The 16,865-nt window shown below is 58.8% G+C and carries 18 protein-coding genes; 12 read left to right on the forward strand and 6 right to left on the reverse strand.

Annotated elements, in window-relative coordinates; all coding sequences use genetic code 11:
- The first annotated feature begins 16 nt into the window (after nucleotides 1–16).
- The 6 genes from tssG (at nucleotide 17) to LGL98_RS09700 (ending at nucleotide 4,884) form a co-directional block, all read left to right on the forward strand.
- Nucleotides 17–1,033 carry a type VI secretion system baseplate subunit TssG gene (gene tssG, locus LGL98_RS09675; protein WP_168435317.1) on the forward strand — a complete coding sequence of 339 codons (1,017 nt, stop codon included), beginning with the start codon at nucleotides 17–19 and terminating at the stop codon, nucleotides 1,031–1,033.
- A complete protein-coding gene (tssJ, locus tag LGL98_RS09680; RefSeq protein ID WP_136032233.1) occupies nucleotides 1,014–1,550 on the forward strand; it encodes a type VI secretion system lipoprotein TssJ in 537 nt (178 codons plus the stop codon). Before tssG ends, tssJ begins: the two co-directional genes overlap by 20 nt.
- 2 nt (nucleotides 1,551–1,552) lie before the next feature.
- Nucleotides 1,553–1,996 (forward strand): type VI secretion system baseplate subunit TssE, encoded by a 444-nt coding sequence (gene tssE, locus LGL98_RS09685; RefSeq protein ID WP_004152261.1) that lies wholly within the window; start codon nucleotides 1,553–1,555, stop codon nucleotides 1,994–1,996.
- A 19-nt stretch (nucleotides 1,997–2,015) separates the two neighbouring features.
- Nucleotides 2,016–3,425 (forward strand): VasL domain-containing protein, encoded by a 1,410-nt coding sequence (locus LGL98_RS09690; RefSeq protein ID WP_136032235.1) that lies wholly within the window; start codon nucleotides 2,016–2,018, stop codon nucleotides 3,423–3,425.
- A gap of 131 nt (nucleotides 3,426–3,556) precedes the next feature.
- Nucleotides 3,557–4,471, forward strand: a complete 915-nt coding sequence (locus LGL98_RS09695) for a sugar ABC transporter substrate-binding protein (RefSeq protein ID WP_136032236.1) — start codon at nucleotides 3,557–3,559, stop codon at nucleotides 4,469–4,471.
- A gap of 83 nt (nucleotides 4,472–4,554) precedes the next feature.
- A complete protein-coding gene (locus tag LGL98_RS09700) occupies nucleotides 4,555–4,884 on the forward strand; it encodes a DUF1869 domain-containing protein (RefSeq protein ID WP_136032238.1) in 330 nt (109 codons plus the stop codon).
- Nucleotides 4,885–4,965: 81 nt separating this feature from the next.
- Here LGL98_RS09700 and ychF read toward each other — a convergent pair whose 3' ends face one another.
- Nucleotides 4,966–6,057 carry a redox-regulated ATPase YchF gene (ychF, locus tag LGL98_RS09705; protein ID WP_004203224.1) on the reverse strand — a complete coding sequence of 364 codons (1,092 nt, stop codon included), beginning with the start codon at nucleotides 6,055–6,057 and terminating at the stop codon, nucleotides 4,966–4,968.
- Between the two features lie 117 nt (nucleotides 6,058–6,174).
- Nucleotides 6,175–6,759 carry an aminoacyl-tRNA hydrolase gene (gene pth / locus LGL98_RS09710; RefSeq protein WP_004180389.1) on the reverse strand — a complete coding sequence of 195 codons (585 nt, stop codon included), beginning with the start codon at nucleotides 6,757–6,759 and terminating at the stop codon, nucleotides 6,175–6,177.
- 271 nt (nucleotides 6,760–7,030) lie between these two features.
- On the opposite strand from pth, the gene ychH reads away from it, so the two are divergent.
- Both ychH and LGL98_RS09720 read left to right on the forward strand, forming a co-directional pair.
- A complete protein-coding gene (gene ychH / locus LGL98_RS09715; RefSeq protein ID WP_002910437.1) occupies nucleotides 7,031–7,306 on the forward strand; it encodes a stress-induced protein YchH in 276 nt (91 codons plus the stop codon).
- A gap of 221 nt (nucleotides 7,307–7,527) precedes the next feature.
- Nucleotides 7,528–8,574, forward strand: a complete 1,047-nt coding sequence (locus LGL98_RS09720; RefSeq protein WP_136032241.1) for a MerR family transcriptional regulator — start codon at nucleotides 7,528–7,530, stop codon at nucleotides 8,572–8,574.
- On the opposite strand, the gene dauA is transcribed toward LGL98_RS09720, so the two are convergent.
- The 4 genes from dauA to lolB all read right to left on the reverse strand — a co-directional run bounded on the left by dauA (nucleotide 8,575) and on the right by lolB (nucleotide 12,969).
- Nucleotides 8,575–10,254 (reverse strand): C4-dicarboxylic acid transporter DauA, encoded by a 1,680-nt coding sequence (gene dauA, locus LGL98_RS09725; RefSeq protein WP_136032243.1) that lies wholly within the window; start codon nucleotides 10,252–10,254, stop codon nucleotides 8,575–8,577. It lies immediately after the preceding gene.
- Between the two features lie 124 nt (nucleotides 10,255–10,378).
- On the reverse strand, nucleotides 10,379–11,326 hold the full coding sequence (gene prs / locus LGL98_RS09730) for a ribose-phosphate diphosphokinase (RefSeq protein WP_002910407.1): 948 nt from the start codon (nucleotides 11,324–11,326) through the stop codon (nucleotides 10,379–10,381).
- Nucleotides 11,327–11,509: 183 nt separating this feature from the next.
- Nucleotides 11,510–12,358: a 4-(cytidine 5'-diphospho)-2-C-methyl-D-erythritol kinase gene (gene ispE, locus LGL98_RS09735; RefSeq protein ID WP_168435340.1), complete on the reverse strand. Its 849-nt coding sequence runs from the start codon at nucleotides 12,356–12,358 to the stop codon at nucleotides 11,510–11,512.
- Nucleotides 12,358–12,969, reverse strand: a complete 612-nt coding sequence (lolB, locus tag LGL98_RS09740; protein ID WP_008804385.1) for a lipoprotein insertase outer membrane protein LolB — start codon at nucleotides 12,967–12,969, stop codon at nucleotides 12,358–12,360. Before lolB ends, ispE begins: the two co-directional genes overlap by 1 nt.
- Before the next feature lie 271 nt (nucleotides 12,970–13,240).
- On the opposite strand from lolB, the gene hemA reads away from it, so the two are divergent.
- Genes hemA through sirB2 form a run of 4 tightly spaced genes read left to right on the forward strand, consistent with a single transcriptional unit; the run spans nucleotide 13,241 to nucleotide 16,862 of the window.
- On the forward strand, nucleotides 13,241–14,497 hold the full coding sequence (gene hemA / locus LGL98_RS09745; protein WP_002910404.1) for a glutamyl-tRNA reductase: 1,257 nt from the start codon (nucleotides 13,241–13,243) through the stop codon (nucleotides 14,495–14,497).
- Nucleotides 14,498–14,539: 42 nt separating this feature from the next.
- The gene (gene prfA / locus LGL98_RS09750; protein ID WP_002910403.1) at nucleotides 14,540–15,622 is read left to right on the forward strand and encodes a peptide chain release factor 1; all 1,083 of its coding nucleotides are present in this window, start codon (nucleotides 14,540–14,542) and stop codon (nucleotides 15,620–15,622) included.
- Nucleotides 15,622–16,470, forward strand: a complete 849-nt coding sequence (gene prmC / locus LGL98_RS09755) for a peptide chain release factor N(5)-glutamine methyltransferase (RefSeq protein ID WP_136032849.1) — start codon at nucleotides 15,622–15,624, stop codon at nucleotides 16,468–16,470. Before prfA ends, prmC begins: the two co-directional genes overlap by 1 nt.
- On the forward strand, nucleotides 16,470–16,862 hold the full coding sequence (gene sirB2, locus LGL98_RS09760) for an invasion regulator SirB2 (RefSeq protein ID WP_004203211.1): 393 nt from the start codon (nucleotides 16,470–16,472) through the stop codon (nucleotides 16,860–16,862). Before prmC ends, sirB2 begins: the two co-directional genes overlap by 1 nt.
- Nucleotides 16,863–16,865: the final 3 nt, after the last annotated feature.

Consider the following 16,865-nt stretch of genomic DNA (forward strand, 5'->3'; position numbering starts at 1 on the left):
GCCTCAGTTGCCATACATGAATTTTTACCGCTTCTGCCAGCTGCTGGAGGAGAGCCAGCCGAAGGCGCCGGTCATCGGCAGCGACTGGCAGTTGCGTGATGAACCCATACGCTTTCGCCCGCATCCGGGGATGGGCTTTCCGGCTGGCGAAATCCGTGGAATGGACGATCCTGAACCGCCCCGTCCGCCGGCGGTTCGCGTGACTTTTATGGGACTCTACGGCGTGGAATCCCCGCTGCCGACCCACTATAGCGATGACATTGCGCAACGGCGGGAAGGCGTCGAGGCCACCGAGGATTTCCTCGATATCTTTAACCATCGGCTGATCGCCCAGTATTACCGTATCTGGCGCAAATATTCCTACCCGGCAACCTTTCGGGCGGGTGGTACGGACAACATCTCGCAGTATCTGCTGGGCCTGGCGGGGCTGGGCATACCGGGATGTGCCGCCGTTACCGCAGCGCCGCTGTCGCGATTTCTGGCGCTGCTGCCGGTGATGATGCTGCCGGGGAGATCCGGGGAAGGCATGGAGGCGCTGGTGGCGCTCCTGGCCCCGGGGACCCGGGCGACGGTGTACCACCACGATCCCTGCCGGATCCCCTTGTCGCAGCCGTTAACGATGAGCGTCCGTCAGCCGGTTAGCCTGCAACATAGGCCAGTGATGGGAACCCACGCCACGGATGTAAACGGTCAGGTGTTGCTACAGCTGGCCACGGAAAAGCCTGATGAGGTTCGCGGCTGGCTGCCCGGCGGCGAACTGTTCAGCGACCTGATGGCGCTTCTGCACGTCTGGCTCGGATCTCATCTTGACGTGCGGCTGCAGCTTTGCGTCGCCCGCCATTTACTGCCGGATGCGCAACTTTGCTGCCAGCAGGCGCATGCCGTCCAGCTTGGCCGTACCGCTGTGCTGCGTCTGCTGGATGCGCAGAAACAGGCTGACGACATGATCACGATTTATCTGGGGCGCTATCAGCGCGTCCGGGAAAATATCCACCGCAGGGAGAGCGATGAAGATGGCGATTACCGCAGTTAACCCCTCCGCCAGGTTGCTGGCATTCCTCATGGTTACCGTGTTAACCGGCTGCGGCCTGACGCAGACCGTAAAAGACGGCGCCGTTTCCGTGACCCAGTCCATTTTTTACCCCCAGGTGAAAACGCTTCATCTGGATCTTCGCGCCCGGGAAGGCGTGAATAACAACGCCAAGGGCGCCTCCCTGGCGACGGTGGTGCGTATTTACCAGCTGAAGGACCGGCAGGCGTTTGACAATACTGACTACCCGTCGCTGTTTGCCGGCGATGGCCAGGCGCTGCAGGCGGACCGGGTGGCGGAAAAAGATGTTCGCCTGCGTCCGGGCGAATCGGTGACCGTCGATATGCCCATGGAAACCCGCGCGCAGTTTGTGGCGGTGGCGGCCATGTTTATCGATCCAGACCTGACGCAAAACAGCTGGCGGCTGGTACTCACCCGGGACGAACTTGATCCGGCGAGGCCGCGCATTATCGAAGCCAGCCAAAATCAACTGACGCTGCACCCGCTTAAGGAGAAGTGAAAATGCCTCGTCCCTCCCTGTATGACATCCTGTACGGCAATTTCGCCGGCGGGCTTGACCTGAATACTGTCAGCGAAACGGATCAGGTTATCCTGTCGGTGCTCGATAACATGCAACGCATCCTCAACTGTCGGGCCGGAACGCTAGCGCATCTGCCGGACTACGGCCTGCCGGATATGACCGCTATCCTCCAGGGGATGCCAGCATCGGCGCACCAGCTGATGAGCACGTTGTCGGCGGTGTTGCTGAAATACGAACCGCGCCTGCAGCGGATCGCGGTGGTGATGCTCGATCAGCATGCGCCCGGCGAACTGCGCTATGCCATTGATGCGGAGCTGAAGGATATTGGCCTGGTGCGTTACGGCACGGAGTTTATGCCCGAGGGCAGGGTGTTGATCCGCCACCTCAAACGCCAGCAGTACCTTGACGCCCGCTCCGCCCTCTAATCTCTCGCTGAAAGACATCATGATGACAACACACCACGACCGTCACTATAAAACCGGTGGCGACCCGCGCACGCTGGCTGATTTTATGGCCCTGCGTGCGGAAATGAACAAGCTCAGCCACCCGGCGCGGCCGGACATTAACTGGCCGTATGCCGAGCAGCTTGCCCGCGCGCTGCTCGAGCATCACGGCGCGGACCTGCAGACTGTCGCCTGGTATACGCTGGCCCGCGCCCGGCTGGGCGGGGTGGCAGGGATCAATGAGGGGCTGATGCTGATGGAGTCGCTGCTGGTTCACCAGGGGAAAAACCTGTGGCCGCAGGCGCTCCCGGCCCGGACAGAGATCTTCCGCACCCTGAGCAAGCGGCTGCGGCAGGTGATCCGTACCCTGCATCTCACCCCAGAGGATGTTGAATCGCTTGAGCTGGCTGAACGTTCGCTGCAAAGCTTCGACGCAGTGCTCCAGCGCCTTGAGATCGCGCCTGAAAACCAGCTGAGCGACCTGCGGGCGCTGCTGCACAGCACGGCAACTCGCTTCGAGAGCCTTGACCCTGCGCCAGCGCTTCCCACCGCGCCGCCGGTGGCGGTGTCTGACGCGGAACTTCCCGGCGCTCTGGTCAGTGAAGAGGATGTGGCGGAGGTTGAAGCAGTGCCAGAACTAAAGCGTAGACCAAAGTCTGAGCCGCTGGCTCCGCCTTCACCAGCAAAGCAGCCCGCGCCGGTGGCGGCGTCTACTCCGGCAGGCGTTCCGCGCTGGAAGCCATTTATCGCCGGGATGGTTACCATGCTGGCGGTAACGGGTATCGCCGTCGGCGGATGGCTGGCGCTGCGTCAGTCCGACTTGCCGCCCATTTCGGTGACCCAAAATGTGATACCGGGCCTGTCGGGGACATCTCCCCTGATTCTGGTGGATCTGCCCCAGACGCAGCGCCAGCTTGGCGAGCTTGCCCGCCTGGCGCCGGACTGGGCGGTCAGCTACGGCGACCAGTTGGTCCACCAGGCCCTGATCCGCTGGCCGGATCAGGCACAACCGCTGGCGCAGCAGTGGCGGCAGCAGTTGAGTGCTGCTGCGTTGCCCGCGGAAAACCTTACCGGCTGGTCGGAGGGCATGCAGCAGCTGCAGCGGCTCGCCGGCCAGCTCAATGCCCTCGACGAGCAGAAGGGGAAGTACCTGACGGTGAGCGAACTGAAAACCGCAGTATTTGCCATCACGCAGTCGTTTAACCGCGCCGTTCCGCTGGAGGAGCAGCTGCGCCAGTTGGCCGCGCTTCCCGCTGATCAACCCTGGCCTGCCGCCCGCGGAAGCCTCGCGGAGCTGCATCTGCAACAGCTGATAGTGGAATATGCCCTGCTGAAGCGAAAACAGCCGGCGTCGCCGGCCGCTGCGCTCCCCGTAACCGGTGAGCCCTCGGTGAGTGAGGTGGTGAAATAAAGTGTGCGCATGGCAACATTTTCTTTACATCCTTATTGCAAGAACAGAACGCCCTTCGTAGTCTGAAAATGATTTAAATATATCGTTTGAAATTATATTGAAAATTTTATTTCGATTTCTGAGGGCATACTATGAAGCACTGTAAAATCATCCTGTTAGTAGGCCTTCTGGCCAGTTCCGCTTCGGCATTAGCGGAGAAGATCGGCGTCTCAATGGCCTACTTCGATCAAAACTTTCTCACCATTATCCGTCAGTCCATTGAGAAAGAGGCCAACGCCCGCCACGTCGACGTGCAGTTTGAAGACGCCCGCGGCGACACCGGACGCCAGGCCGATCAGGTGCAGAGCTTCATCGCTTCCGGCGTGGACGCGATCATCGTCGACCCGGTGGACTCCGCCAGCACCCCGCAGCTGACGAAGATGGCGCAGCAGGCCAAAATGCCGCTGGTGTATGTGAACCGGACGCCGGGGGATAAAACGTTACCGCCCGGCGTGGTGTTTGTCGGTTCGGACGAGCGGGAGTCTGGCACATTGCAGATGGAGGCGCTGGCGAAGCTGGCGAACTATAAAGGCAACGTCGCCATCATGATCGGCAATCTCACTGATGCCGGCGCGCTGCAGCGCACCAAAGACGTGGAGCAGGTAGTGGCCAAATATCCGGCAATGAAAGTGGTGCAGAAACAGCCGGCCAACTATTCCCGCAGCGAGGGAATGGATCTGATGCAGAACTGGACAGGCAACGGAGAAGCGATTGATATTGTGGCGGCGAACAACGATGAGATGGCGATTGGCGCGGCGATGGCGCTGGAGAAAAGCCAGAAGAAGCTGCTGATCGGTGGGATCGACGCCACCCCGGACGGGCTGAAAGCCCTGGCCAGCGATAAGATTCAGGTGACGGTCTTCCAGGACGCCGTCGGTCAGGGCAAAACGGCCTTAGCGGTAGCGTTGAAGCTGATTAAAGGAGAAAAGGTCGAGTCTCATGTCTGGATCCCGTTTGAGTTAGTGACTAAAGAAAACATGCAGACCTATGTGGAAAAGAGTCATTAACGGTAAGGCGCAGGTGCGCGAACCTGGCTGATAAAACCGGGCTGATAATGTGACGCCCGGGCAACTAAATCGGAGGAAAAGACATGGCAACGGCAAGAAGCGGCTATACGCTGCAGGTGATAAAGGCAGGGCAGCAGGGGCATGTTGAAATGAGGTGGGGGCGTCTCGCAGACGTTGATACGCGCGCGGCGGCAGCAGCCATCATGCAGCATATTGGGCGTTCTTCGTCCTCGATGGGCCAGCAGGAGATCAGCCTGTCGCTGACCAATGCCGCCAGCGGCATCTCGGTGGAGCTTCATCACCCGGCCTCAGGGGAAAGCGCCACCCCGGCTTTTATTGAGGCTGAGTTAAAGAAGATTGTGCAGATCGTTGATGGCTACGAGGCGGCAGAAGAGACCCATATTGTGGAGTAGCGTGTCGCCTGGGTAAAAAAAATCCACGCTGAGCGTGGATTTTTTATTGCGCAGCGGTGGCGAAAACGCCAGCCAGCGGGATTAGACGTTGAACAGGAAGTTCATCACATCGCCATCTTTCACGATGTAGTCTTTACCTTCAGCACGCATTTTACCGGCTTCTTTCGCACCCTGTTCGCCTTTGTAGGCAATGAAGTCTTCATAAGCGATGGTCTGCGCGCGGATAAAGCCTTTTTCGAAGTCGGTATGGATCTTACCGGCTGCCTGCGGCGCGGTCGCCCCGACCGGGATGGTCCATGCGCGAACTTCTTTCACGCCCGCGGTGAAGTAGGTCTGCAGGTTCAGCAGAGCGTAACCAGCGCGGATCACGCGGTTCAGGCCCGGCTCTTCGAGGCCCAGCTCAGCCATGAACTCGTCACGCTCTTCATCGTCCAGCTCGGCGATGTCCGCTTCAACGGCGGCGCACACCGGCACCACCACAGACCCTTCCTGCTCGGCGATGGCGCGAACCTGATCGAGGTACGGGTTGTTCTCGAAACCGTCTTCATTGACGTTCGCGATGTACATGGTCGGCTTCAGGGTCAGGAAGCTCAGATAGCGGATGGCGTCTTTCTCTTCTTTGGTCAGATCCAGCGCGCGCAGCATACCGGCGTTTTCCAGCTGCGGCAGGCATTTTTCCAGCGCGGCCAGCTCAACCTTCGCGTCTTTATCGCCGCCTTTGGCTTTTTTGGAGACGCGGTGAATCGCGCGTTCGCAGGTATCAAGGTCAGACAGCGCCAGTTCGGTGTTGATAACGTCGATATCTTCCGCCGGGTTCACTTTCCCCGCGACGTGAATAATATTATCGTTTTCGAAGCAGCGAACCACGTGGCCGATGGCTTCGGTCTCACGGATGTTGGTCAGAAACTGGTTGCCAAGACCTTCACCTTTGGACGCGCCTTTCACCAGGCCCGCGATATCAACGAATTCCATCGTCGTCGGCAGGATGCGCTGCGGTTTGACAATTTCAGCCAGCTTGTCCAGACGCGGATCGGGCATCGGTACGACACCGGTGTTCGGCTCAATGGTACAGAAGGGGAAGTTGGCCGCTTCAATACCCGCTTTGGTGAGCGCATTGAACAGGGTGGATTTGCCGACGTTGGGCAAACCGACGATACCGCATTTGAATCCCATGATTTAAATCACCTTAATCTTTGGATAATCAATCTGTTACAAGGAACAGATTGCAGAAAATTGAATAGCTTTGCCTATTATACACGGTGCGCGGTAAAAATGCCGCACGACAACGGCTTATTGTGCCTTAAAGGCGTGCAAACGGTTGGTCGCTTTGGTCAGCCCGTCCTTTAACCAGATTTCGGTACAGCGCGCCGCTTCGTCGACAGCGTCATCGATCAGTTTCTGCTCGCTGGCCGGTGGTTTGCCAAGCACAAAGCCGACAACCTTGTTTTTGTCGCCCGGATGGCCGATTCCGACGCGTAAACGGTGAAAGTTCGGGTTATTGCCGAGCTTACTGATGATATCCTTCAGGCCATTGTGGCCGCCATGGCCACCGCCAAGCTTAAATTTCGCCACGCCCGGCGGTAAATCCAGCTCGTCATGGGCGACCAGAATTTCATCCGGATTGATGCGATAAAAGGTCGCCATCGCGGCCACGGCTTTGCCGCTGAGGTTCATAAAGGTGGTAGGGACCAGCAGGCGGACGTCCTCGCCCGCCAGGTTGATGCGCGAGGTGTAGCCGAAGAATTTGCTCTCTTCGCGCAGCGGAGCACGATGGCGATCCGCCAGTAAATCCACATACCAGGCACCAGCGTTGTGCCGGGTGGCGGCATATTCCGCACCGGGGTTGGCCAGGCCGACAATCAGTTTAATGGTCACGTTTTCTTTCCTGCATGGGCATTCTCTGCCGCGTAGTGTACTGTCTGCAGGCGCGCTTGACAAAATTCTGGCCAGAAGACAATACCAGCATTGATGATTTACTCACTAAATCATTAGAATTTGATATGGTTCATAGACTTATTTGTAAATTTTTGTCTATTCGCTGTTCACTAATGTGATCGTGTGCGCACTCCTGAGAAAGGACCTTGTCTATACTACACCTATAAGATTTGGGGACATTCCCTGGCAACCCAAAGTCCGGAGGTGACACATGAAACGCAAAAACGCTTCGTTACTCGGTAACGTACTCATGGGGTTAGGGTTGGTGGTGATGGTTGTGGGGGTAGGTTACTCCATTCTGAACCAGCTTCCGCAGCTTAACCTGCCACAATTCTTTGCGCATGGCGCAATCTTAAGCATCTTCGTTGGCGCTGTTCTCTGGCTGGCCGGAGCACGTATTGGCGGCCACGAACAGGTCAGCGACCGCTACTGGTGGGTGCGCCACTACGATAAACGCTGCCGTCGTAACCAGCATCGTCACAGCTAACCGTAGCATGATTTCCCGCATCGGCCGCTGAAGGCCGATGCGCTTTTCTGTGTCTCACTTTATCTCTTCCTCTTTTTCCCGCCATATTACGCTCCCATTCCGTCCTGACCTTCGTGCTGCTATGGTTGCCGCCAACAGTGAAAAACAAGCGCGGTTTTTGCTTGACCCTGACGTTACGTCAGGCTGCAGAGTAGCGGACCTGGCCACAGAGAGGAGCAGTCATGTTAATTCAGGTGGGAGAGCTGGCGAAGCGTGCCGGACTGACGGTGCGTACGCTGCATCATTATGAACAGACGGGGCTGTTAACGCCTTCGGCCAGAAGCGAGGCGGGCTATCGGCTCTATAACCTGTCCGCGGTTCAGCGCCTGCATATGATAAAGGCGCTGGCGCAGGCGGGTCTAACGCTCGCCACAATCAAGGACTATCTCGATCGGCAAACGCTGTCGCTGCCCGAGCTGCTGACGCAGCAGATAGAGACGCTCAACGCCCAACTGCGCGATGTCGGCAGGCTGCGCGACCGACTATTGGTGCTGCGCGAGGCGCTGGCGAGCGGCAATGAACCCGATCTGGAGTCCTGGCTACAGACGCTGGAGTTAATGAAAATGTACGATCGTTGGTTTAGTCAACAGGAGTTAGCCGCGCTGCCGTTTGCGGCACAGGATGAACAGCGGACGCAGGCGTGGCGCGAGCTAACGGAGGAGGTGCAGACGCTGATGGCGAGCGGCTGCCCGACGGACAGTCCGCAGGCGATGCGTCTGGCGACGCGCTGGATGGAGCGCCTGGAGCAGGATACGGCCGGGCGTCCGGAGTTTCTGACCCGCCTGAACGAGATGCATGCCGCCGAGCCGCAAATGGTTGAACAGACCGGCGTCACGTCGGCCATCATCGTCTTTATCACCGAGGCCTTTGCCGAAAGTAAGCTGGCCATCTGGGCGCGGTACCTCGACGAAGAAGAGATGGCGTTCACCCGCCAGCACTATTTTGACCGGCTACAAGAGTGGCCTGCGCTGGTGGCAAAGCTGCATCAGGCGTGCCGGGAGGGCGTAGCGCCGGACTCGGCGTCGGGTCAGGCGCTGGCCCGGGCGTGGCTTGAACTGTTCCAGTCCTACGCCGGTACCCGGCCGCAGACGTTGCAGAAGTTTCGTCGGGCAATGGAGCAGGAGCCGCATTTGATGAAGGGCACCTGGATGACGCCGGCGGTGCTGAGCTGGCTGCAGCAGGCGACCGGATCCTTGATGCGGCAGGCGCAGGGACCTGCCGCCGGGTGATCACAGGTTAGCCAGCGCGGCCTGACGATCCGGGTAGAAGCTCAGACGTCCGGGCAGCGGCTTGACGCCGGCGCGCGCTAGCGTGCGTAGCGGCTGAAACTCGAGGTTAGATACGCGCAATTCACAGCCTTCCGGCAGCTTGTTCACAAAGCGCTGGAAGGCATCCAGACCACCGGCGTCGAGAACCGGCACCGCGTCCCATTTCAGCACCACGATACGCTTGCCGGCGATCCGGGTCTCCAGATCGTTGAACAAGCCTTCGGCGGCGGCAAAGAACAGCGGCCCAATCACCCGCAGCACCAGCACATCGTCTGGCACCTCGACGTTGACCGGCGCCAGATGAGTCATGCGTGCGATACGGCGCATAAACAACAGCGAAGCCAGCACGATCCCGACGCTGATAGCGATCACCATATCAAACAGCACCGTCAGCGACATGCACATCAGCATCACCACGATGTCGTCCTTCGGCGCGTGGCGCAGCAGATTGATGACTTTATGCGCCTCGCTCATATTCCATGCCACCATCAGCAGCAGCGCGGCCATCGCCGACAGCGGCAGCCAGGAGAGCAGTGGGGCGAGGATCAGCAGCGCCAGGATCACCAGCAGGGCGTGGATCACGGCGGCAACCGGCGATGTGGCGCCGGCGCGGACGTTCGCCGCCGAGCGAGCAATCGCCGCGGTAGCAGTGATCCCGCCGAAGAACGGCGCGACAATGTTGCCCAGCCCCTGGCCAATCAGCTCGCTGTTGGCTTTGTGCTTAGTGCCGGTCATGCCATCAAGCACCACCGCGCACAGCAGAGATTCAATGGCGCCGAGCATCGCCATTGAGAACGCGGCAGGCAGCAGAGCCTGCAGCGAGGCCCAGCTCAGGGTAAAGTTTGAGCCCGGCATATCCCAGGGCAATACCAGCTGCGGCAGCAGCTGCGGAATGCCGTTGCCCTGAGAGCCGTCCGCCAGCTGATAATGGAACTGCGAGCCAATTGTGGCGACATCGCCACCGAGCAAATTGACGACCATCATCACCGCGCAGCCAGCCAGTAATGCCGGAAGATGGCCCGGCAGGCGGATACCCAGCCGCGGCCAGAGGATCAGAGTGCCAAGAGTAACGATGCCGATGGCAGCATCTCCAACGTTAATAGTTGGCAGAGCCATCGCCAGCGCCGCCACTTTCTGCAGGTAATGCTCCGGCACATGGGGCATCTGCAGGCCGAGGAAGTCTTTAATCTGCATGGTGCCGATGGTGATACCGATCCCGGAGGTGAAGCCGAGGGTGACCGACAGCGGGATATATTCGATCAGGCGGCCAAAGCGCGCCAGACCAAAGAGGATTAAAAAGATCCCCGACATCAGCGTCGCCACCAGCAGCCCCGCCAGGCCAAACTGTTGTGAGACCGGATAGAGGATCACCACAAAGGCGGCGGTCGGCCCGGAAACGCTAAAGCGTGACCCGCCGGTTAAGGCGATCACAATCCCTGCCACCGCGGAGGTATAGAGGCCGTACTGCGGCGGCACACCGCTGCCAATCGCCAGCGCCATCGCCAGCGGAATCGCAATAATCCCGACGGTGATCCCGGCGATCAGATCCCGGGTAAAGCGGGCGGTGGTGTACTTTTCTTTCCAACAAGCGTCGATGAGGGCGCGGAAAGGCATCACATGTGAGGAAAATAATCTGTTCACAATAATGTTTCATCCATGAGCGCATCATCTGTCAACTAAATGGCAGGTGAAGGAGGCATTGATCATACAAATAAGGTGCGGAGACAAAAAAACCCGCCGCAGCGGGTTTTTGTGCTGGGCTCGATTAATGTTCGAACATAGCAGAGATAGATTCTTCATTGCTGATACGGCGAATAGCTTCAGCCAGCATACCGGAGAGCGTCAGAGTACGCACTTTATCCAGCGCTTTAATTTCTGGTGCCAGCGGAATGGTATCGCAGACGACAAATTCATCGATCACAGAGTTTTTGATGTTCTGGATGGCGTTGCCGGAGAAGATCGGGTGCGTCGCGTAAGCGAATACGCGTTTCGCGCCACGCTCTTTCAGCGCTTCTGCCGCTTTACACAGGGTGCCGCCGGTGTCGATCATATCGTCGACCATCACGCAGTCACGACCGGCAACGTCGCCGATGATGTGCATCACCTGGGATACGTTGGCGCGCGGACGGCGTTTGTCTATGATAGCCATATCGGTATCGTTCAGCAGTTTAGCGATAGCGCGAGCACGAACGACGCCGCCGATGTCCGGAGAAACCACGATCGGGTTGTCCAGGTTCAGCTGCAGCATATCTTCCAGCAGGATTGGGCTGCCGAACACGTTATCAACTGGCACATCGAAGAAGCCCTGAATCTGTTCTGCGTGCAGGTCAACGGTCAGCACGCGGTCAACGCCGACGCTGGACAGGAAATCCGCCACCACTTTCGCGGTGATTGGCACACGGGCAGAACGAACACGACGGTCCTGACGAGCATAACCGAAGTAAGGGATAACGGCGGTGATACGACCTGCCGAAGCACGACGCAGAGCATCAACCATAACAACCAGTTCCATCAGGTTGTCGTTGGTGGGAGCACAAGTGGACTGGATGATGAAAATATCACCACCGCGTACGTTTTCATTGATTTGTACGCTGACTTCGCCGTCGCTAAAACGACCTACAGCGGCGTCGCCAAGAGAAGTGTACAGGCGGTTGGCAATACGTTGTGCTAGTTCCGGGGTGGCGTTACCAGCAAAAAGCTTCATATCAGGCACGAGAAGAACCTCAGGCATGCGTCCAGTGGTGGATGAATGGGCCAATAATGTGCGGGATGGCGCCATTCGATCCAGTCGGTGTATTTAAAGAGCACGATGCAACGTCTGGAACAGGGTGACGTTGTCACCGTAACTCAATTTCCCCGGCTGACTCATGAACGACGCGCCGTCAAAGCGCAGGATTCAGAGCAGGGCCTGCTTGAGCGGCGAGAGATTTACTCCGCGCGCCACAAAGCCATTAAGCCATGCCGGGGCAGTGTCCAGCACCTGACGGGCAGCGGATTCGGTGTTAAATTCAGCAAACACACAGGCTCCTGTGCCGGTCAGGCGTGACGGCGCATATTCTAACAGCCAGGAAAGCGCGGCATCAACCTCGCGAAAACGTTTTCTTGCGATAAGCTCGCAATCGTTGCTGAATTCACAATTTAATAACGTATTAATTGACCGGCGCGGGGTATTTCGTGGTAGCTCCGGATCGCGAAAAATGATCGGCGTGGGAATACTAACCCCCGGATGGGCCACCAGATACCATTTTTCCTCGGGCTCTACCGGTGTCAGAATTTCACCCACCCCCTCGGCGAAGGCGGCATGGCCGCGCACGAAAACCGGCACATCGGCCCCCAGCTGAAGGCCAAGAGTCGCCAGCTCATCCTCCGAGAGACCGCAGCCCCAGAGATGGTTGAGCGCCACCAGCACGGTGGCGGCATTGGAGGAGCCGCCTCCCAGACCGCCGCCCATCGGCAGGCGCTTATCGATACTGATATCGGCGCCGCTGCCCGCCGGCAGGCGGTTGCTTTCGCTGGCGGCACGCATCAGCAGACGCGCGGCGCGAATGATCAGATTCTCTTCGTCCGGCACGCCGGCCACCGGCGTCAGCAGGTGCAGTTGGCCGTCAGTACGCGGTTCGATGGTCAATGTGTCGCCATAGTCGAGAAACTGAAACAGCGTCTGCAAAGTATGATAACCATCGGCCCGCTGGCCGGTGATATATAAAAACAGATTCAGTTTTGCAGGAGAGGGCCAGCGGGTCATCATTTCACGATCCAGTTATCCATCTTCAGCTTAATGCGCTGTGCGCCATTGTTCAGTTCGACATTAGACGGCAGCGCTGGTTGGGTATCGCTGGTGTAACCGCCGTAGGTCACGTGCCAGGTCTTGCCATTTTGCGTGTAGTTGAGTTCGCGCAGGCGGTACTGATCGTCCAGCGAATAGTCGGTGGCATCGCCCGGCAGGCCGATGATCCACTGGCGCAGGCTGTTCAACGGGATCGGCATCCCGGTCAGGCGGCCAATCATCTCCTCGGCATCAGTAGCGGTGTAGGTCTGGCCTTTGTTATCGATCAGCTGGACACTGCCCGGCTGGGCGGTCAGCGACAGCTCGGTACTGCCCAGCGGGTTGGTTAGCAACAGGCGATAGCGGTCCTGCCCGGTCTGCTGCCAGAAGAAGCGGGCATAGACTTTTTGTTCATCGGAAAGATAGGCAAACGCCCCGCGAGTCTGGAACTGATTGAGGCTGCGAACAGCCTGCTGGTGCTGACGCCACTGCGGCGAATCCGGACTTTTGCCGGGCCCTTGTGGCGTATGAAGAGAACAGGCGGTGAGGACGAGGCTGGCCAGCGGCAGCAGGCGGAACAGTCGATTCATAATGATGACAAATCCTTGATGTCTACAGGGAAAAACGGCGGCAGGGGAACAGCGGGCCGATTTGTGTAGCAGGTTACATTTATAACCCTTAATGCTAGCGTCGCCGGGCGATAGCGTCTACGTTCAAGTTGTCTGAAATCAAAAAATTAACCTTAATGGCGGTCTTGCTTTGGCTATTACTCCAAAAGGGGAGCCTCTCTTTTATTGATTACGCGCATCCTGTATGATGCACTCAGACTAACCTTAGCAACGCTGGTACTACTCCCTCACAATGACCCTTTTAGCTCTTGGCATCAATCACAAAACAGCTCCGGTCGCCCTGCGAGAACGCGTCACGTTTTCGCCGGAAACGCTCGATAAGGCGCTGGAGAGCTTGCTGGCTCAGCCGATGGTGCAGGGTGGAGTGGTGCTGTCGACCTGCAATCGCACGGAACTCTATCTCAGCGTCGAAGAGCAGGATAACCTGCAGGAAGCGCTGATCCGCTGGCTGTGCAACTACCACGGTCTCAATGAAGAAGACCTGCGTAAGAGTCTCTACTGGCATCAGGATAACGACGCTGTCAGCCATCTGATGCGCGTCGCCAGCGGCCTCGATTCGCTGGTGCTGGGCGAACCGCAGATCCTCGGCCAGGTGAAAAAAGCCTTCGCCGACTCCAGCCGCGGTCATCTTAACGTTAGCGAGCTGGAGCGGATGTTCCAGAAATCGTTCTCGGTGGCTAAGCGCGTGCGTACCGAAACTGATATCGGGGCCAGCGCGGTCTCTGTGGCTTTCGCCGCCTGTACCCTGGCGCGGCAAATCTTTGAATCGCTCTCCAGCGTCACCGTGTTACTGGTCGGCGCTGGTGAAACCATCGAACTGGTAGCGCGCCATCTTCGCGAACATCATGTGCGCAAAATGGTCATTGCCAACCGTACCCGTGAACGCGCCCAGGCGCTGGCGGAGGAAGTTGGCGCCGAGGTGATTGCCCTCAGCGATATCGACGAACGGCTGAAAGAGGCCGACATCATTATCAGCTCCACCGCCAGCCCGCTGCCGATCATCGGCAAAGGTATGGTGGAGCGTGCGCTTAAGGCGCGGCGTAACCAGCCGATGCTGCTGGTGGATATCGCCGTCCCGCGCGACGTTGAACCAGAGGTTGGCAAACTGGCTAACGCCTACCTCTACAGCGTCGACGATCTGCAAAACATCATTCAGCATAACCTGGCGCAGCGTAAGGCTGCTGCGGTGCAGGCGGAATCGATCGTCGAGCAGGAGACCAGCGAATTTATGGCCTGGCTGCGCGCGCAGAGCGCCAGCGAGACGATTCGCGAATACCGTTCTCAGTCTGAGCAGGTCCGTGAGGAGCTGACGGCGAAAGCGCTGGCCGCGCTGGAGCAGGGCGGTGATGCCCAGGAAATTATGCAGGATCTGGCGCGCAAGCTCACTAACCGCCTGATCCATGCGCCAACCAAATCTCTTCAGCAGGCCGCCCGTGACGGGGACGACGAACGCCTGCATATTCTGCGCAACAGCCTCGGGCTGGAATAGCGCACCTTTCTCTTATTTTCAGGACAGGGTGAATTCACGCCTATGAAGTCTTCTATTGTTGCCAAACTGGAAGCGTTGTACGAGCGCCATGAAGAAGTACAAGCGCTGCTCGGCGATGCCGCGACGATTGCCGATCAGGATAAATTCCGCGCGCTGTCGCGGGAATATGCTCAGCTGAGCGATGTGGCGCGCTGCTATACCGACTGGCGTCAGGTGCAGGAGGATATTGAAACCGCGCAGATGATGCTCGACGATCCGGAAATGCGCGAAATGGCGCAGGAAGAGCTGCGTGACGCCAAAGAAAAAGGCGACCAGCTGGAGCAACAGCTGCAGGTTCTCCTTCTGCCGAAAGATCCTGATGACGAGCGTAACGCCTTCGTGGAAGTGCGCGCCGGAACCGGCGGCGATGAAGCAGCGCTGTTTGCCGGCGATCTGTTCCGCATGTACACCCGTTACGCAGAATCGCGCCGCTGGCAGGTGGAGATCCTCAGCGCTAACGAAGGTGAGCACGGCGGTTTTAAAGAGGTGATCGCCAAGATCAGCGGTGACGGCGTCTATGGTCGGCTCAAATTTGAATCCGGCGGTCATCGTGTGCAGCGCGTGCCGGCCACCGAGTCGCAGGGGCGGATCCACACCTCCGCCTGTACGGTGGCGGTGATGCCGGAGCTGCCGGAAGCCGAAATGCCGGACATTAACCCGGCGGATCTGCGCATCGATACCTTCCGTTCCTCCGGGGCGGGCGGGCAGCACGTTAACACCACCGACTCGGCTATCCGTATTACTCACCTGCCTACCGGTATTGTGGTGGAGTGTCAGGACGAGCGTTCTCAGCATAAAAACAAAGCCAAGGCGCTGTCGGTGCTGGGAGCGCGTATCCGCGCCGCCGAAGTGGCCAAACGTCAGCAGGCGGAAGCCTCCACGCGCCGCAACCTGCTGGGCAGCGGCGACCGCAGCGACCGCAATCGCACCTATAACTTCCCGCAGGGCCGCGTGACCGACCACCGTATCAACCTGACGCTCTATCGTCTGGATGAGGCGATGGAGGGCAAACTCGACATGCTGATTGAGCCGATTGTGCAGGAACACCAGGCCGATCAGCTGGCGGCGCTGTCCGAGCAGGAATGATGACTTTTCAGGCCTGGCTGCAGCAGGCGATCGCCCGGCTGCGTGAAAGTGACAGCCCGCGACGCGACGCCGAGATCCTGCTGGGACATGTTACCGGCCGGGCGCGTACCTGGATTTTGGCCTTCGGTGAAACGACGCTCTCTGCTGACGAGGCAACGACGCTGGAGGCGCTCCTGGAGCGACGCCAGCGCGGGGAGCCTATTGCTCATCTGGTCGGGCAGCGCGAGTTTTGGTCGCTGCCGCTGTTCGTCTCCCCGGCGACGCTGATCCCCCGTCCGGATACCGAATGTCTGGTAGAGCAGGCGCTGGCGCGTCTGCCAGCCGCGCCGTGCCGTATTCTCGACCTCGGCACCGGGACCGGCGCCATTGCCCTGGCGCTGGCCAGCGAACGTCCGGACTGTGAGGTGACCGCGGTGGACGTGATGCCGGACGCCGTGGCGCTGGCGTTACGCAATGCCGCCCATCTGGGCATCGCTAACGTGACGATAAGTCAAAGCGACTGGTTTAGCGCGCTGGCCGGGCAGCATTTCGCCATGATTGTCAGTAACCCACCCTATATCGACGCCGCCGACCCGCATCTGGCCGAGGGCGATGTGCGCTTTGAGCCGCTGACGGCGCTGGTCGCTGCCGACCAGGGGCTGGCCGATCTGGCGCACATCATCCGCGAGGGACGGCAGTATCTGCAGCCCGGCGGTTGGATGCTGCTGGAGCATGGCTGGACCCAGGGCGAAGCAGTTCGCGCCCTGTTTCGCGAAGCGGGCTATCTCGACGTCGCGACCTGTCGTGACTATGGCGACAATGAGCGTCTGACCCTCGGACGCTTACCCGATATGGAGAACGTTAGCTGATGAACTTATTCACGGCTGTCCTTTATTTGCACATCGCCAGCGTGGCGGTGTCGGTAGGATTGTTCGTTTTACGTTACTGGTGGATGTATCACCAGAGCCCACTGCTGAACCAGCGGTGGGTCCGCATTGCGCCGCACTGCAGCGATACGCTGCTGTTTCTCAGCGGTGCGGGTTTAATGGCGATAACGCACTACCTGCCGTTCACCGAAGACGGCGCATGGCTGACTGAAAAGCTGTTTGGCGTTATCATTTACATCGCATTAGGTTTTATCGCGTTGGGCCGTCGTCGTCCGCGCAGCCAGCAGAGCCGCTTTATCGCGTTCCTGCTGGCGCTGGTGGTGTTGTTTATCATCATTCAACTCGCCATCACAAGAATACCGATACTGGGGTAGGTC

It is taken from the genome of Klebsiella africana, assembly GCF_020526085.1.
Taxonomy (GTDB): domain Bacteria; phylum Pseudomonadota; class Gammaproteobacteria; order Enterobacterales; family Enterobacteriaceae; genus Klebsiella; species Klebsiella africana.

What these genes read in the sequence shown, in the direction of transcription:
- tssG (WP_168435317.1), top strand. Translation starts at nt 17, where the DNA reads ATGAATTTTTACCGCTTCTGCCAGCTGCTGGAGGAGAGCCAGCCGAAG.
- tssJ (WP_136032233.1), top strand. Translation starts at nt 1,014, where the DNA reads ATGGCGATTACCGCAGTTAACCCCTCCGCCAGGTTGCTGGCATTCCTC.
- tssE (WP_004152261.1), top strand. Translation starts at nt 1,553, where the DNA reads ATGCCTCGTCCCTCCCTGTATGACATCCTGTACGGCAATTTCGCCGGC.
- LGL98_RS09690 (WP_136032235.1), top strand. Translation starts at nt 2,016, where the DNA reads ATGATGACAACACACCACGACCGTCACTATAAAACCGGTGGCGACCCG.
- LGL98_RS09695 (WP_136032236.1), top strand. Translation starts at nt 3,557, where the DNA reads ATGAAGCACTGTAAAATCATCCTGTTAGTAGGCCTTCTGGCCAGTTCC.
- LGL98_RS09700 (WP_136032238.1), top strand. Translation starts at nt 4,555, where the DNA reads ATGGCAACGGCAAGAAGCGGCTATACGCTGCAGGTGATAAAGGCAGGG.
- ychF (WP_004203224.1), bottom strand. Translation starts at nt 6,057, where the DNA reads ATGGGATTCAAATGCGGTATCGTCGGTTTGCCCAACGTCGGCAAATCC.
- ychH (WP_002910437.1), top strand. Translation starts at nt 7,031, where the DNA reads ATGAAACGCAAAAACGCTTCGTTACTCGGTAACGTACTCATGGGGTTA.
- LGL98_RS09720 (WP_136032241.1), top strand. Translation starts at nt 7,528, where the DNA reads ATGTTAATTCAGGTGGGAGAGCTGGCGAAGCGTGCCGGACTGACGGTG.
- ispE (WP_168435340.1), bottom strand. Translation starts at nt 12,358, where the DNA reads ATGACCCGCTGGCCCTCTCCTGCAAAACTGAATCTGTTTTTATATATC.
- lolB (WP_008804385.1), bottom strand. Translation starts at nt 12,969, where the DNA reads ATGAATCGACTGTTCCGCCTGCTGCCGCTGGCCAGCCTCGTCCTCACC.
- hemA (WP_002910404.1), top strand. Translation starts at nt 13,241, where the DNA reads ATGACCCTTTTAGCTCTTGGCATCAATCACAAAACAGCTCCGGTCGCC.
- prfA (WP_002910403.1), top strand. Translation starts at nt 14,540, where the DNA reads ATGAAGTCTTCTATTGTTGCCAAACTGGAAGCGTTGTACGAGCGCCAT.
- prmC (WP_136032849.1), top strand. Translation starts at nt 15,622, where the DNA reads ATGACTTTTCAGGCCTGGCTGCAGCAGGCGATCGCCCGGCTGCGTGAA.
- sirB2 (WP_004203211.1), top strand. Translation starts at nt 16,470, where the DNA reads ATGAACTTATTCACGGCTGTCCTTTATTTGCACATCGCCAGCGTGGCG.